This is a genomic window from Streptomyces sp. NPDC005438 (assembly GCF_040606315.1).
GTDB lineage: Bacteria > Actinomycetota > Actinomycetes > Streptomycetales > Streptomycetaceae > Streptomyces.
Genome location: NZ_JBEXEP010000015.1, coordinates 73604 through 89029 on the forward strand (window position 1 = coordinate 73604; position 15426 = coordinate 89029).

Genomic DNA, 15426 nt, shown 5'->3' on the forward strand with positions numbered 1-15426 from the left:
CCGGACGCCCGACTCAGGCTCACAGGGGCGGCTGGTGGGAATCTGCACGTGTGCTGGGACTGTCCGGCAGCGGTGACGCCGTGGCCGGTCCCGCTGCTGCCCGCCGGCCCGGCTGAGCCGGGTCGGCGGGGTTCTCCTCACTCGTGGAGCCGGTTCCTCAGCGCCCTCTTGTCGATCTTCCCGACCGGGGTCAGCGGCAGTTCGGGGAGGATCTCCAGTCGGTCGGGGAGCTTGTAGGAGGCGATGCCCCGGTCGTTGAGTCCGACCCGTACCTCGCGGAGGGTCGGCGGGTGCTGCGGGTCGCTCGGCACGACACAGGCGCAGGACTGTTCGCCCATGTCCTCGTCGGGCAGGCCGATCAGGGCGACGGCGGCGATGCGCGGGTCGGCGAGGAGGTGCTCCTCGACCTCCTGGGCGGGGACCTTCTCGCCGCCCCGGTTGATCACGTCGTTGCTACGTCCCACCACCTCGAAGTAGCCGGAGGGCGTGCGCCGTACGACGTCGCCGGTCCGGTAGTAGCCGTCCTCGGTGAACCGGGTGCGGTTGCGTTCCTCGGCCTGGTAGTAGCCGCGCACGGTGTACGGGCCACGGGTGTACAGCTCGCCCTCCTCCCCCGGCCTGGCCTCCCGGCCGTCCTCGCGCACCACCCGTATCTCGTCCGCCGGTACCAGGGGGCAGCCCTGGGTGTGGAAGACCACGCTCTCCGGGTCGTCCAGCCGCGTGTAGTTGAGCAGCCCCTCGGCCATCCCGTACACCTGCTGCAGGACGCAGTCGAGGCCCTGGGGGACCTGGCTGGCCGTCGCGGGGTTCAGTCGGGCCCCGCCGACCTGGAGCAGTTGGAGGGACGACAGGTCGTGCGGCGACCACTCGGCGGCCTCCAGCCACAACGGCACCAGGGAGGGCACCAGCGAGGTGACCGTCGCCCGGGCGCTCTCGATCAGGGGGAAGCAGGACTGCGGGGTGGGTTCGGGGGCCAGCACCGCGGTACCGCCCAGGCGCAGGACACCCAGTACGCCCGGGCAGGCCAGCGGGAAGTTGTGCCCCAGGGGCAGCGCGCACAGGTAGCGCGTACTGGCCTGGAACCCGCACAGCCGTGAGGTCTGCCGCAGTTGGCAGGTGTAGTCGGCGTGGGTGCGCGGGATCAGCTTCGGCGGCCCCGAGGTGCCCCCGGAGAGCAGGAACAGGGCGACGTCGTGGGGGTCGGGCGCCGGCAGGTCCACCGGCTCGGCGTCCACCTCCGACAGCGCGGTGAAGGGCCCCGGGTCGCCGGCCACCAGGACGTGCCGGAGGGAGCCGCCCGTACTCTCCAGGACCTCCTTGGCCAGGAGCCGGTGGTCGCAGTCGAGGACCTGGTCGGGGCAGACGTAGGCGACCGCCTGGGAGGTGTTGACCAGGTGGGTGATCTCCGAGGCGCGGTGGGCGGGCAGCGCGAACACCGGCAGCGCCCGCAGCCGGAAGAGGGCGAAGCACAGGACGACCATGTCCGCGTCGTTCGGAAGGTGCACCACCACCCGGTCGTCGGCGCCGACGCCGAGGTCCCGCAGTCCGGCCGCGAGACGGTCGGCGGCCCGGTCGAGCTGGCCGTACGTCAGGGTGCGGTTCGGCGTCACCACGGCCGCCCTGTCCTCGGCGCCGGGGAGCGACATCGGAAGCCCCCCGAGAACCTCGTCCGTCCAGTAGCCCCTGGTCTCGTAGTCACGGACGAAGGACTCGGGCCACGGCACACAACCTTCAAGCACGGGTCATCCCCACTCTCGGCGTCCAGAAGAGCTGTCGTCTCGGTGCGGCGGACGGCGGGCGGGTGAGGACCCGACAGCTGTCCGGTGAGGCAGGCCGGTCGCCGGGCAGGGGCGGACCGGATGGATCGACGAGTGCTGACCAGTTCCGCTGCCCTCGGTCACGTGACGACGGTCGGGAGGGGCCGGCGTGTGTGGCACCGCCCCGCTCACCGTGCGGCTCGCCGACGGGGCCTCCCACACGGTGGGCCGAGCCCCGTACTCCGTCGCGCACGTACCCGCCCAGCCCTCGTCTCCCACGACGAGGTGCTCAGCGGAGAAACAGCCTGACACGGCCCACCTGGCTACTTTCTGCACAAGCTATGGAGGGGCGATGCGCAAAGTCTGTGCCCGGTCACGGTGCGTGTGCGGGCGTCCGGGAAGCCGTCCTCCGACGCCGGGAATGGCGGGCCCGTCCCGACGGCCCCGGGGAACGGCAGGCTGGTGGGAACGGGGATGTCCGGGGTACGTGGTGGGGCCGGCCCACTCTCCTCGCGGCGTTCCGGGTGGGCGTCCCCCGGGGCGCGGCCGGGCCCGGTGACGCGCACTCGGCCTGATGAGCAGGCGGCCAACTGGCCCACGTCGAGGGGGCGTTGGGGCCGGCGCGGTCGTCCCGCCCTCAGCGGTGCCCCGCCGGCCGCCTCCAGTGGGCGGGGGCCGGCGCGACTGGCGGCCGTGACCTACGGGGTTCCGCGCGGGAGAGGGCACCTCGGCCCGGGCCGCCGGGGGGGTGAACCGGCCGGGCTCGGCGGAGGGTTGACGCCACCTCTGGGGTCCGGGCCCGTACCGGTGACCGGAACCCGCCGGTCACGGCAGGCGCCCACCCGGTGTACCGCAGGACGCCCAGGGCTGAGCCGCCAGGCCTACGGGGCGGCTCAGCCGGCCCCTGGTACCGGGGATCAGTCCCGTACCTTCTCCGCCCGCCCTCCCTGCACGGCTCCCGGGGAGGGCACGGACACCGGGGAGGAGGTGCCGGCCCGGTGTATTCCGGTGCGTGCGCGGCAGGCGTACTTCGTCGTCTCCACGACGCTGCGGGCGACGCCCACGGCCTCGTGCAGCAGATCGGTGTGCAGGGTCGCGTCCTCGTGGTGCTGCTGGGTGCGCAGCAGGAGCGCCGCGCAGGTGAGGGCGTCGCGGGCGGCGCTGATCTCGGGCACGCGTTGGTCGGAGTGCCGTAGACGGGTGGCCAGTGTCTCCAGGTGTTGCGTGAGCGTCGGCAGGCCCTCGGGCTTCTCATGGCCGATGGACATCGAGACACCTTTCGTGTTCCTCGTGCCGGGACGCCACGGGAAAGCGTCCCGGCACGAGAGTCGGAGACGTTACGCGGGCCGACTGGTCTTGGTGACGAGGTGGTTGCCGAGGACCAGGTAGTCGATCTCGGTGCCCAGGAAGCAGTTGAGCGCGTCGGAGGGGGAGCACACGATGGGCTCCCCCGCGACGTTGAAGGAGGTGTTGATCAGGCAGGGCACGTCCGTCCGGGCCGTGAACCGGCGCAGCAGGGCGGTCAGCAGCGGTGCGTCCTGGTCCGTGAGGGTCTGCACCCTGGAGGTTCCGTCGACGTGGGTCGCCCCGGGGATGACGTCGTGGTACTCAGGGCGGACGGGGAAGACGAAGGTCATGTAGGGCGAGCGGTTCTTGCGGCCCATCTCGAAGATCTTGGGCGCGTCGTGCTCCAGCACGATCGGCGCGAAGGGGCGGAACGGTTCCCGGTGCTTGACCCGGGTGTTGATGACGTCCTTGATGTCGGGGAACTTCGGGTTGGCCAGGATGCTGCGGTGTCCCAGGGCGCGGGGACCGTGTTCGAGCCGGCCCTGGAACCAGCCGATGACGACCTTCTCGGTGAGCAGGTCCGCCACCTGGTCGATGAGCTCGTCCTCGGTCAGCCTGGTCCACTGCACGCGGTCCTCGAAGTCGTGCAGGGCCCGTTCGATGGCGGACTCCTCGTAGGCCGGGCCGAGGTAGGGCGTGACCGTCTCGGCCCGGGGCGTCCCACTGGTGTCCGGGTGCTGGGCCCAGGCGTGGACTGCGGCGCCGATGACCACTCCGGTGTCGCTGGCGCCGAAACTGACCGTCATGTCCTCGAAGCGGGAACCCTCCAACAGGTGGGTGTTGTTCACGCAGTTCAGGGCCAGCCCGCCCTCGAAGATCAGGTGGTCCAGATCGGTCCTGGTCTGTAGCGCGCGCAGCTGGTGGCTGGTGACGGCGGTGACCATCTCCTGTGCCGCCGCGGCCAGCGAGGCCTTGTACTCGACGGTGTCCTGGAAGGGGCCGAAGTGCTGCTCGAACAGGTCGTCGAAGCAGCGGGGGTTCTCCACGTCGTGGGGCCGGCACAGGGTGTAGCGCCCGTCGTCGTGCAGCTGCACGATGTGTTCGAGGAACGGGTTCGGGGAGGGCGCCTCGGCGAACGCGGAGAGGCCCATGACCTTGTACTCGTCGTTGTTGGGGACGAATCCCAGGTACCGCGTGACGGACGCGTAGAGGTTGCCGATCGAGTCGTTGGCGCTGATGGTCGACTCGTCGAACACCCGGATGTGACCGTCGCGTATCTCCCCCACCACCGAGGAGAAGAGTTCCGCGCGGCCGTCACTGATGAGGAAGGCGCTGTCCTTCTTGCCGGCCATGTAGTAGCCGGTCATGGCGTGCGCGAGGTGGTGCTGCACGAACACCACCCGGTCGGGGTCCGGGGTGAAGCCGGTGCGTTCGGCGAAGTCGGCGAGGATCGCCTCACGGCTGAGCGCCTTGTCGAACAACTCGCTGAGGCGGCTGAGACGTTCGGCCTTCTCCACGGGCCTCAGCGGGGCCGCCGCGAGTTCGGACATCAGGGTGTTGAAGATGGAGTCGGAGAAGTTCCAGGGAACCGCGATGAGATCGATGTCGGAGAACTCAATGCCCGCTTCCTCCAGGCACCAGTTGACCGCCTGGAACGGGAAGTCGGAGGTCTTCTTCTCCCGGTTGAGACGTTCCTCCTCGACCGCGGCGACCAGTTTTCCGTCCACCAACAGCGCCGCGCCCGCGTCGTGTCCGAGCACGTAGTGCTTCTCGATTCCGACCGCGCCGAACTTGTCAGCGAAGACCTCCGCGCCCCGGGTGAACCCGTTGCACCCCAGAACAATCATGAATCTCATTCCTTCTCTGTTGTGCCGTCTCAGGTGCACCGCCCCCGGCCACCGGAAAACACGTCGGCGGCTTACGGACCAGCGCGGATCCACTGCCTGTTCGCACCGGAAGGCGGCTGGGCGCGTCCTGCTGACCACCCGTCACGGCGGGTGCGCCGCTTCTTTCCGGGGCAGCCGGGGTACGAAACGCTTCCCCTCCCCCATACGCCCGTCCACGCCGGACTCCGGCCCGTTACCCGGAACGCGAACTCCCCCGTAGCGATTACCAGCGAATGTTTTTCCGCAGGCTACCGACGCCGGCCAACGGGCCGCAATATGCGCATCACACCGCCGCGTGTGCGTTCTTCACGATATGCGGTGGCCAGGAAACGTTCGCAATGTACGACCCACAGTTGATTCCCCGCGCAATAACGTGGCAACTTGAGTGGACTGACGTCCGGCGAGGTGGAGTCCGAAAAACTCCGCCCTCCGGCGCCGAGAAGAATTCGCCGGCACGCACGGCGCCGTAATTCCCGCACCGGACCGTCTCGCAGGAGAGTCTTGGTATGCCGTTAGACCGGATATTCCGCAGCCTGATCGCCTGGCAGCACGCCGACGGCCCTCCCGTTCCCGCCCGCGCGTTGACCGTCGAGCAGGTGCGCGAGCGGTACCGGGCGAACTCCGTACGCCCCGGCGCCCTCGACGACGCGATCGGTACGGCGGACCACACCGTGCGCGGCGCGGACGGTTCCGCCGTGCCCTGTCGCGTCTACACACCGGCCGGCCCGGCCCCGAAGCGGGTGATGACGTACCTGCACGGAGGCGGCTGGGTCGCGGGTGACCTCGACAGCCACGACCGGGTCTGCCGCCTGGTGGCGGACGCACTGGGCGCGGTGGTCGTCTCGGTCGGCTACCGGCGGGCGCCGGAGGCCCCATACCCGGCCGCGCTGGTCGACGCGGTGGCGGCGGCGCGCTGGACGAGCCGCTCCTTTCCGGGCCTTCTCCACGTGATCGGTGGCGACAGCGCCGGAGCGAGCCTGGCGGTGGGCGTCGCCATGGAGGCGCGCGAGGCCGGTGGCCCGGAGTTCGCGGCCCAACTGCTGGTCTGTCCCCCGACCGATCCGTCCCTGTTGTTCGCCGCGAGCGGTGACTGCGCCGAGGGGTACTTCCTGACGGTGGACGACATGGCCTGGTACTACGACATGTACGTGCCCGACGTGCGGCGGCGCGGGGACCCCGCGATCGACCTGCTCCACGCCGACCTGCGGAACCTGCCGCCCGCCGTGATCGGCACGGCGGAGTTCGACCCCCTGCGGGACGAGGGCGTGGAGTTGGCCGACAAGTTCGCCGTCTGCGACGTCGCGGTACGCCATGTGCCGGGGCCCGGACTGGTGCACGACTACTTCGTGATGCACGACCTGGTGCCGGCGGCGGCGACCCGTGCGCGGCGGGTCCTCCAGGAACTGGACGCCCTGCTCGAAGCGCGCGGCGCTGTCGACGGGACCGCCACCCCGCTGGAGGGAGGCCGGCCCGTCCCGGCGGACCGGGCGGCTGCCCCGGCCCCGGTTCGAGGCGCGGGACGGTGAGCCGCCCCGCCGACCCGTCGGTGAGCGGTGCCGTGGCCCCCCGTACCCCTGTGAGCGGTCCGGTGGACCGGGCACCGTGGAGGGCCGCCCCGGCCGCGCGGTCCCAGCCGAGGGGCCCCGACAGCTGACGGGGCCGACCTCCCCGTGGTCCGAGGCTGGTGACCCGGTACGGGGTGGGGGCGGGCCAACTCCGTCCGGTCACCAGGAGGTTGACGGTGCCTGGGGGGGACTCCCGCGGGGTACCGCCCCCACTCCCCCGCTGGTCGCGGGCCGGCCGCGCCGCGTCCGACCTCGCGTCCGCAAGGGTTCCGAACCGTCCCGTGTGGGAGGGGGCGGCGACGCCCGGGACGGGGCCCGAGGCTGAGGAGCCCCGGGCCGGCCGTTGAGGCGGGCTCACCCCTCGCCGGTGACCGCCGTTTCGACGAACATCTCCCGGGCCTTGGACCGCTGTAGCTTTCCGCTGGTCGTCTTGGGGATGCTCCGCCGTGGGACCAGGTGAACCTGGCGGGGCGTCACACCGGTGCGGGAACTGACCGCGTTGCGGATGGCCAGGCGCAGGGTTTCGAGCTGTTCACCGGACAGTTCCGTCTCGGCGATCACGTGGAGTTCCTCGGAGTCGCTGTCCTCGGACCGGTGGCCCACCGCGATCACGGCGCCCAGCCGGACGCCGGGCACGGTCTCGGCGGCCTGCTCGAAGTCGGAGGGGAAGTAGTTGGCGCCCCGGATGATCACCAGGTCCTTGGCCCGACCGGTGACCCGCAGGCTGCCGGCCCGCAGGTAGCCGACGTCGCCCGTCCTCCACCAGCCGGAGGGGTCGAGGCAGGCGGCGGTCTCCTCGGGGAGTTCGAAGTAGCCGACCGTGCGGGAGGGGCCACGGAACTGGAGGTGACCGATGCGGTCCTCGCCCAGTGGCCGTCCCTCACCGTCCACCACGCGCACCTCCGTGCCCTCCACCGGTCGGCCGCAGTCGACCACGTGCAGCGCCTCGGTGCCGTACGGGTCGACGTCGCTGGCCCGCCCCTCGTCGACGGCGCTGCGCCGGTCGATGGAGTCGAAGGTGAACGCGTCCTCGGGCCGTGTGGTGGTGACGACCAGTGCGGCCTCGGCCATGCCGTATCCGGGGGTGAACGCCGACCGGGGCAGGCCCCAGCGGGTGAAGCGCTCCACGAACCGCCGTACGGTGTCGGGCTGGACCGGCTCCGCGCCGCACAGGGCGGCCCGCCAGCTGGAGAGGTCCACGCCCTCCATGTCCTCCTCCCGCACCCTGCTGGTGGCGTAGCCGTAGCCGAAGTTCGGCGCCGCCGCGATCTCGCCACGGTAGGTACTGATGTGGCGCAGCCACTCCACCGGTTGCCGCAGGAAGCGGGCGGGAGGCATGAGGACCGCGCCCGAACCGGAGTAGACCGGGCACAACAGGCCGGTGATCAGCCCCATGTCGTGGTAGTGCGGTATCCAGCTGACGGTGGTGCCCGTGTCCGTCCAGCCGATCGCCCGGGTGAGCTGCTCGCAGTTGGCGGCCAGGTTGGCGTGCGTGACCATGACGCCCTTGGGCGTTCCGGTGGAACCGGAGGTGCACTGGATCAGGGCCAGGTCGTCGCCGTCGGGTCGACGTACCGGGTGGACGGGGGCGTCCTCGGCCAGGGTGCGGGCGTAGAGCACCGAGCCGTCGAGCAGCGCGCTGCCGTCCAGGTCGGGCAGGACGTCGATCACCGTGGCCGTGGTGACCACGGCGGCCGGTCGCAGGTAGCTCACCAGGTCCTTCATCTGCCCCTCGGCCCCGGCCGCGCCGCCGAAGCGCAGGGGTACGGCCACGGCCGTCGGTACCGCTCCCAACAGCTGCGCCCCGAAGAAGACGGTGGTGAACTCCGGGCCGGTCGGCAGGCACAGCACCACCCGGTCACCCCGGCCGACACCGTGCTCCGCGAGGGCCGCGGCGGAGCGCGCGGCCCGGGTCAGCAGCACGTCGTACCGCAGCCGCTCCTCCCTGCCCGGCTCCGGTATCAGCGTGATCGACGCCCCGTCGGGGCCGCGTTCGGCCTGTGCCAGCAGCGCGTCCACGACGCTGGCGAAGTGCGGGCGCGGTCCGGTCATCGGTACTCCTTAGGAGAGCTGCTGAGCTGGTCCTCGATCCACGGCCGTACGGAGACGTCGTCATGGACGATGCGGGCGGGGTGGAACGCGTGCCGGACGGCCAGGTCCCGGGCGGCCAGCACTCCGGTCAGGGACAGCCCTCCGTAGGAGGGACTCGGTGTCTTCGGCTCCAGACCGAGCAGGGTCGCCTCGGCCATGCAGGAGTAGACGATTCCGGGGGGAAGGGTGATCCCCGGGAAGTGGGGGGTCTGGAGGCCGGGCAGTTGGATACGGCCGCCGGAGACGAGTGTGACGTTCGGCAGGCTGGCCACGGCCGGGTGCACGTCGCCGGGAACCGCCAGGTCGCAGATCAGCACCTTGCGTTCCTCAGCCAGGTGCTGGGGGGCGATCACCGGGTCCGCCGAGTTGGTGGCGCTGACCACGATCGGGCAGTCCCGCAGCGCGTCGAGGTCCTGGGAGATGGAGATCTTGGTCTGGGCGGAGAGGCGGTCGGCCAGCGCGCGCAGTCGCCGCTCCGAGCCGGGCCGGCCCACCAGGACCACCGAGTCGCAGTGCGGGGCGATGAGTTCGGCCATCACCGCGCCGATGTTGCCGATACCGCCGACGAGCCCGACCCGTCGTTCCCCGGTGCCGGACTCGGCGAGCTGGAGCCGCAACAGGTCGTAGGCGCAGGCCGCCGTCAGGGAGTTGCCCGAAGTCACCCTGATGTCGTCCTCGACCACGTCGCGGGCGGCGCTGGTGACGATCGAGGTGTGACCGCCCAGGCCGATCACGTCAGCCCCCATCGAGGCGCTGAACTCCACCGCGTCCAGTACCGTCCGGCGCAGCCACGCCCCGTGGCCGGACTGGAGGGCGGAGACGGCCTGAGCGGCGGTGAAGGGCACCGCCACCATCATCACCTCGGCCGCTTCCCCGGTGTGGGAGCTGACGCGGTGGCGGGCGACCTCGAAGGGTTCCGCCTCCCCCCACATACGGTCGAACACCGCCGCGCACTGGTCGTCGGACCAGGCGGCCAGTTCCGGCGCCAGGTAGCGCAGCTTGCCGGGGACGTCCATGTTGGCGAGGAAGGCGACACGGGGCAGGTCTTTCTCCCTCCCCCCGTCCGCCGGCGCGCGGTCGCCGCGGGGCTGGGGCACGTGCTGCCGGGGCTGCCAGGCGTCGGTCACCGGCACCGTCAGGTGCTCCAGCAGCGTCGCGTAGTCGCCGCGCGAGAACAGTCCGGCGACCTCGTCGAAGGCGGTGGCGACACGGTCCACGTCCGCCGACTCCAGCAGGGCCGAGGGCTGGATGCGGACGGTGGTGGGGGCGGAGAGGGTGGGGATGACCCGGATGCCGTGGGTGTGCAGCAGGCGTCCGGCGATGAGGTAGCCGAGGGACTCGGAGTCGAAGAGTTCCCGCAGCAGCCCCGACGCGGGCCGTGGCAGGGCGAACTCCACGCCCAGCAGCAGCCCTCGGCCCCGTACGCCCACCACGGCGTCCGGCCACCGTGCCGCCACCTTGGCCAACTCCTCCCGCAGCAGGGTGCCGGTCCGGGCGATCCGGTCCAGGTACTCGCGGGACAGGTCCAGGGAGGCGGTGGCGATCCGCGCGGAGAACTCGTCGTCCGCGAAGGTCGAGGTGTGGTGGCGGCCGAACTCCGTCACGTACCGGTCCTCGGCGACCAGCAGCGCCGAGATCTTGGCCAGGCCGCCGCCGAGGGACTTGGAGAACAGGTAGTAGTCGGCGGCCACCCCGGAGGGCTCCGAGGCGAGGAAGGTGCCGGTGCGTCCCATGCCGCACTGGATCTCGTCGAACACCAGCGCCGCCTCGTGCCGGTCGGCCAACTCCCGCAGGGCGGCCAGGGTTTCGGCCGGCACCTCGTGGACTCCGGCCTCCCCCTGGACGGGTTCGGCGAAGCAGGCGGCCACCGGGGACAGGTGACGCGAAGTGGAGTGGGGCGTCCCGGCCGGGTCGAGGGTCACCGCGTAGGTCTCGACCCGTTCGGCGTCCAGGGCGGCCACCACCGCGTCCGGTGCCCAGTCGGTCAGCCGACGGTGACTCGGGCCCGGTACGTGCAGGTCCTCCGGCACGTTGGAGCCGTGGGTGAGGGTGCCGGCAGCGGTCGACTTGCCGTGGAAGGCGTTCACCAGGGAGACGAACACCGGGTCCCGCCGGCGTAGTTCGACGATCTGGTCGAGGACCTGGCGCAGCACCTCCGCGCAGGGTCGGCCGGTCGCGGGCCCGCTCGCGCAGGGGGTGTCGGCGAGGCCGTCACGTCGCACGCGCCGCAGCCGCGCCTCGTACTCCTCCTGCAACCGGCCGAGCCGGCGCCGGTGTTCGACCGTCGCGTGCTTCACCGCCGCTTCCACCGCCTCCGCGCCGGTGTTGCCGAGCGTGGTCACGTACCGGGTGCCGGTGGTGGCCCCGACGAGGGAGGACAGCCGTTCGGCCAGTTCGGCCGCTCCGGGGCGGACGCTGGCCTGGGCGTTGAAGGGGGTGTCCTCGTCCAGGCACCGCCGGGCGACCTCCAGCAGGGCCGGGTGGTTGTGGCCGAACAGGGAGGCGCCGGCACCGCCGACCAGGTCCAGCACCTTCCGGGGAGGTTCGTGGCCGTCACCGGTGCCGGACGGCGCGTCCTGTACGAGGTGGTCGCCCCGGCCGGACCGGTAGGTCACGTCCAGGTGCAGGGCGCGCAGGAGCCGGGCGAGTTCCGGTCGGGTGTACCGCGCGAAAGCTGCCTTGGCGTTCATATCTCACCGTCTCCCTGCCCCGCGCGGACCGTCAGCGACTCGCTGATCTGGTTCACCACGTCGCGCAGTGTCCGCATCAAAGCCGCCTGGTCGTCCGAGATGTGCACGTCGAAGGCGCACTCGAGTTCCACGACCGTCTCGATGGAGCGGACGGAGTCCAGGCCGTAGTCCACCAGGGGAACGTCCGGGTCGAGTTCGGGTACCTGAAGCTGGCGACGGAACAGTTCGTCGACGACTCCGAGAACGTCTCGGTTCATGCCTTCTTCCTTCCTCCCTGCGGTGCACTCTTCCTCTTTCCTGCGCGAGCCCGAAAGGACGAGGAGAACGGGTTCATCGCCGTATCGCCACGGCGAACGAAAGGCCTTCCCTGGTGCTGACCCACACCGGAAGCGACACCTCGCGGTAGGAGGCGGTCAGCCGGGACTCGGACGGGGAAAGGCCGACGCGCCAGAACGGAAAGCCGCCCGGTGGCCCGACGTCGTTCAGGGCCTTGAAGGCCGCTTCCTTGGCGGCGAACAACTCACGCGCGGTATGTCCTCCGACGGGAGGCAGCAATGTCGCGCGCTCCTCCTCACGGCACACGAAAGCGGCGGTACGGGCGTCGATGTCCGCGTCCTCGATATCGACGCCGACCGCCACCGCACCGGGAACGACCACCGCCGCCGCCAGGCTCGCGGTATGGGAGATCGAACCGGCGAAGCCCGGTGGAAAGCGCGGACGGCCGTCCGCCTCCCGGGGTACGAGGCGGCTGCCGCACCCCGCGGAGGCCAGAGCCAGGGCCGCCGCCCGGCGGCCCGCCGCGGTCTGCTGCGCCGGCCCGTACGGCGGCCACACCGGGGAGCACCCCAGCGGGGTCGTCGGCGCGACGCCCGTGGGGAGTTCCAGTACGGCCACCGTGCTCCTCATCGGCGCTCCTCACTGGCGCAGCGCCACGACGTGTCCGGCCAGCGAGTCGATCGACCGGAGCACCTCGGGCCGTACGTCGTCCTCCCACTCGAATCCGAACGTGTCCTCCATCGCCACCAGCAGACTGACCAGCGCGGTGGAAGACACCCCCGCCTCGCGGAGCGACATGGTGTCCGGCACGCCGTCGAGTCGGCGGTTGCCTCCGAAGATCTCGGCCAGGAGTTCCCGGATGCGCTGCCGGACCGCGACGGCCTCCTCAGACATGCGCTTCGCACTCGTCGACGAACTTGCGCACGATGGCCTGGAACCCCGCCGGGTCGTCCAGGAAGGGGACGTGACCGGCGTTCGGCATGATCTCGCAGCGGCCCTTCGGGAAGAGCGCCGCCAGTTCGTGGCCCCGCGAGGGGCTGAGCAGGATGTCGTCGTCCCCGAGGACGATCAGTGACGGCGCCTCGATGCGGGACAGCAACTCGGGGCTGGTGTCGCCCTGTTGGACCAGCCGCAGGCCGCCGGCGAGGTCCTCGGGGTTGTTCATCGCGGTGAAGGCCTCCCGGAGTCCGAGGAAGCCCGGGGTTCCGCCCTCCTCGTTCATCTCCCCGCTGATCACCTCGGGGTACATGTGGCTGTACAGGGCCGGTATCCCGTGGTTCTCCAGCGTCACCAGCCAGGCGCGGTTCAGCTGACGGTGGCGCCGCATCCCGCGCAGGCCCATGACCGGTCCGGCCAGGATCAGCCCCCGCACCCGGTCGGGGTGTGCCAGGGCCACGTCCCGGGCCAGCTGGGTGGAGGCCGAGGTGCCGACGAGGTAGGTCGACTCGATCTGGAGGGCGTCCAGCAGCCCGATCACGTCCGCCGCGTGCTCGGCCCAGGTCGGCTCCTGTTCCAGGTGCGTGGAGGCGCCGTGGTTGCACATGTCGTAGGTCACGACGCGGTGGTTCTGGGTCAGTTCCTCGGTGTACTCCCGCCAGAACGGGCTGGTGAGGAAGAAGTTGTTGAGGCAGGTGATCGCGGTGCCCTCACCGGCCGACTCGTAGTAGAGCTCGACGCCCTCCCGGGTGGGGATCCGGGGGGTGTCGCGGTAGGACAGGTCCTGGCCCTCCTGGGCTTCACCGTCGGACATTGCCGTTCCTCGCTTCCTCGTTGTCGCTCTCGTGGCTGACATCGCTGCCGTGGCTGGCGTCACTGCCGTCACTGCCGTCGCGGTCACGGACTCCCGGGAGGACCCGGGCGTACGCGGCGACGACGCCGGCGGCCGGGGTCTCCTCGGACAGGTCGTCGCAGGACAGACCGCAGTACAGGGCCATCTCCTCGATCCGACCGCTGGTCGCCTCGGTCGGCACCGCCGCGCTGAAGCGCGGCACCAGGTACGGCTTCCCCTCGACCACGGTCCGGCCGATGAACCGGGCCGGCTGCTCCGGGGTCTCGGTGACGGAGGTGGCCAGTACCCGGTGGCGGCGGCCGGGCCACCCGATCTCGTAGACCGTCGTGATCACGGTCTCGCCGCCCTTCGCCCCGGCGACCGCCGACTTGAAGCGGGCGTGCGCCCGGGACTCGTGGGCGATCACGAAGGCGGTGCCCAGCAGCACTCCGTCGGCCCCGGCGGCCAGTGCCCGGCGGGCCGTGTCGGGCGAGCCGATCCCGCCCGCCGCCGCGAGGCAGCTCTCGGGCAGGCGGGTACGCAGCGCGGCGACCAGGTCGTCCCGTGGGGAGGTCCCCAACAGGTGGCCCCCCGCCTCGGTGCCCTGGGCGACCACCACGGCGCCCTGGCCGGCGGCTCGTTCCCCGTCCTCGACCGTCCCGACCTGCACCACCAGGTGCCGTCCCGCGCCGCTGATCCGTTTCATGACCGCGTCGTCAGGCACGCCGAACAGGGACAGGTAGACGCGGTCCGGCGTCTCGTCGAGCACCTGGGCCACCTGGCTGTCGAGCAGCTTCGGGCCGGCCACCTCCGGGATCAGGTTCACCCCGACCGGGTTGTCGGTGCCCTCGACCAGGCGGCCCAGCAGGGCCGACAGCGCCTGGTCGGTCAGCTTGTAGCCGCCGACACAGCCCGCCGCGCCGGCGTTGGAGACCGCGCAGGCCAGTTCGGCGCCGGCGACGCCTCCCATGCCCGACTGCAACAGGCTCACCCTCACGCCGAGTGCCCGGGCCACCGAGGAGCGCATCAGCTCAGGCCCTCCAGCGCACGCGTCGCGGCGTCGGTGCCGCCGAACCGTTCGGTGAGCACGTGCACCCACCGTTCCAGGCCGAAGGCGAGGCAACTGGTGTGGGCGGTGGCCTCGCCGGTACGGATGGCGAACCGTTCACCGAAGAAGTTCCGGTGGTAGTTGACCGACCCGATCGCCAGGCCGTTGACGACGAACTCCTCCTTGACCGGGAACAGCCGCTGCATGGTCGCCTTCCCGCTGTGCTTGTCGAAGAACGGGTCGGTGGCCACCTCCAGCCGTACGTCCAGCCCGAGTTCGGCGCACAGGTCCCTCACCACGTCCTTCGCCCGCAGCAGGTGGTCCTTCGCCCGCTCCTCCGGTCCGACGCAGACGATCTCGCGCATGGAGAACCCGAGGAGCCGCTGGAGTCCCTGGTACCGCTCCTCGTTACGGAAGCAGGTGCCCACCGTGGTGCGCATCTCGCCCTCGGCGGGAAGCGTCGAGTGCGCGAGGTGTACGTAGAGGGGGTAGCAGGCCGCCGACGGCAGGGCGAACCCGGTCGGTTCCATCGCCTCGGTCGGGATGCGGTCCACCGGCCGGGACGCCCCCGCCAGGACAGCGCCCAGACGTTCGGGGTCGAGCCGGGTCGCGGTCAGCCCCAGGTGCGGGAAGTTGTCGTAGTAGTCCAGCGCGTCGAGGTCGTCGCAGCGCATCAGGAACGGAAAGCGGTACTCCGGGGCGTCCCACTTCTCCGCCCAACGCAGGATCAACCCGTCGATCGTCCGCAGCAACCGCAGCTGGCCGCCGTCGAGAACCTCCAGGCCGTTGTTCCTCGGATTGCTCGTCATGCGGTTTCCTTCTTGAAGAACCGTGCTTCCAGCGCGTCGAGGGTGCGAAAGTCGTCCAGGTCCACCTCTTCGGGATCGATGGGCTCCTGCGTCAGTTCCTCCAGCAGAAAGATGAACTCGACGAAGGCCAGCGAGTTGATGGCCCGGCTGTCGATCAGATCGAGATCGCGCGTGACACTGCCAAGTTCCGGGTTACGGCCGAGGATGAACTCCTGGACCGCCTGCATCGGATCGCTCGTCATGGGGTCC

The 15426-nt window shown here is 71.1% G+C and carries 13 protein-coding genes; 1 reads left to right on the forward strand and 12 read right to left on the reverse strand.

The annotated features are described in order from the left end of the window. Positions 1–137: 137 nt before the first annotated feature. The 3 genes from ABZT14_RS24385 to ABZT14_RS24395 all read right to left on the reverse strand — a co-directional run bounded on the left by ABZT14_RS24385 (position 138) and on the right by ABZT14_RS24395 (position 4891). Positions 138–1724, reverse strand: coding sequence for an AMP-binding protein (locus ABZT14_RS24385; RefSeq protein ID WP_356306312.1), 1587 nt, complete (start codon positions 1722–1724; stop codon positions 138–140). 950 nt (positions 1725–2674) lie between these two features. After that, positions 2675–3025, reverse strand: coding sequence for a hypothetical protein (locus ABZT14_RS24390; protein ID WP_356306314.1), 351 nt, complete (start codon positions 3023–3025; stop codon positions 2675–2677). Positions 3026–3094: 69 nt separating this feature from the next. Further along, a complete protein-coding gene (locus tag ABZT14_RS24395) occupies positions 3095–4891 on the reverse strand; it encodes a carbamoyltransferase C-terminal domain-containing protein (RefSeq protein ID WP_356306316.1) in 1797 nt (598 codons plus the stop codon). Positions 4892–5436: 545 nt separating this feature from the next. On the opposite strand from ABZT14_RS24395, the gene ABZT14_RS24400 reads away from it, so the two are divergent. After that, entirely contained in the window at positions 5437–6456 is a 1020-nt protein-coding gene (locus tag ABZT14_RS24400) for an alpha/beta hydrolase fold domain-containing protein (protein ID WP_356306318.1), read from the forward strand. Between the two features lie 393 nt (positions 6457–6849). Here ABZT14_RS24400 and ABZT14_RS24405 read toward each other — a convergent pair whose 3' ends face one another. The 9 genes from ABZT14_RS24405 to ABZT14_RS24445 form a co-directional block, all read right to left on the reverse strand. Next, on the reverse strand, positions 6850–8547 hold the full coding sequence (locus ABZT14_RS24405) for a fatty acyl-AMP ligase (protein ID WP_356306320.1): 1698 nt from the start codon (positions 8545–8547) through the stop codon (positions 6850–6852). After that, positions 8544–11276: an aminotransferase class III-fold pyridoxal phosphate-dependent enzyme gene (locus ABZT14_RS24410; RefSeq protein ID WP_356306322.1), complete on the reverse strand. Its 2733-nt coding sequence runs from the start codon at positions 11274–11276 to the stop codon at positions 8544–8546. The genes ABZT14_RS24405 and ABZT14_RS24410 overlap by 4 nt, the downstream gene beginning before the upstream one ends. Further along, positions 11273–11533: an acyl carrier protein gene (locus tag ABZT14_RS24415; protein ID WP_356306324.1), complete on the reverse strand. Its 261-nt coding sequence runs from the start codon at positions 11531–11533 to the stop codon at positions 11273–11275. Before ABZT14_RS24415 ends, ABZT14_RS24410 begins: the two co-directional genes overlap by 4 nt. A 73-nt stretch (positions 11534–11606) precedes the next feature. Next, positions 11607–12170, reverse strand: a complete 564-nt coding sequence (locus tag ABZT14_RS24420) for a 4'-phosphopantetheinyl transferase superfamily protein (RefSeq protein WP_356306326.1) — start codon at positions 12168–12170, stop codon at positions 11607–11609. A gap of 21 nt (positions 12171–12191) precedes the next feature. After that, positions 12192–12446, reverse strand: a complete 255-nt coding sequence (locus tag ABZT14_RS24425; RefSeq protein ID WP_356306329.1) for a phosphopantetheine-binding protein — start codon at positions 12444–12446, stop codon at positions 12192–12194. Continuing rightward, positions 12439–13302, reverse strand: a complete 864-nt coding sequence (locus ABZT14_RS24430; RefSeq protein ID WP_356306331.1) for an alpha/beta hydrolase — start codon at positions 13300–13302, stop codon at positions 12439–12441. The genes ABZT14_RS24425 and ABZT14_RS24430 overlap by 8 nt, the downstream gene beginning before the upstream one ends. Then, a complete protein-coding gene (locus tag ABZT14_RS24435) occupies positions 13289–14347 on the reverse strand; it encodes a nitronate monooxygenase (protein ID WP_356306333.1) in 1059 nt (352 codons plus the stop codon). The genes ABZT14_RS24430 and ABZT14_RS24435 overlap by 14 nt, the downstream gene beginning before the upstream one ends. Continuing rightward, positions 14347–15177 (reverse strand): aminoacyl--tRNA ligase-related protein, encoded by an 831-nt coding sequence (locus ABZT14_RS24440; RefSeq protein ID WP_356306335.1) that lies wholly within the window; start codon positions 15175–15177, stop codon positions 14347–14349. The genes ABZT14_RS24435 and ABZT14_RS24440 overlap by 1 nt, the downstream gene beginning before the upstream one ends. Beyond that, a complete protein-coding gene (locus ABZT14_RS24445) occupies positions 15174–15419 on the reverse strand; it encodes an acyl carrier protein (RefSeq protein ID WP_356306337.1) in 246 nt (81 codons plus the stop codon). Before ABZT14_RS24445 ends, ABZT14_RS24440 begins: the two co-directional genes overlap by 4 nt. Positions 15420–15426: the final 7 nt, after the last annotated feature.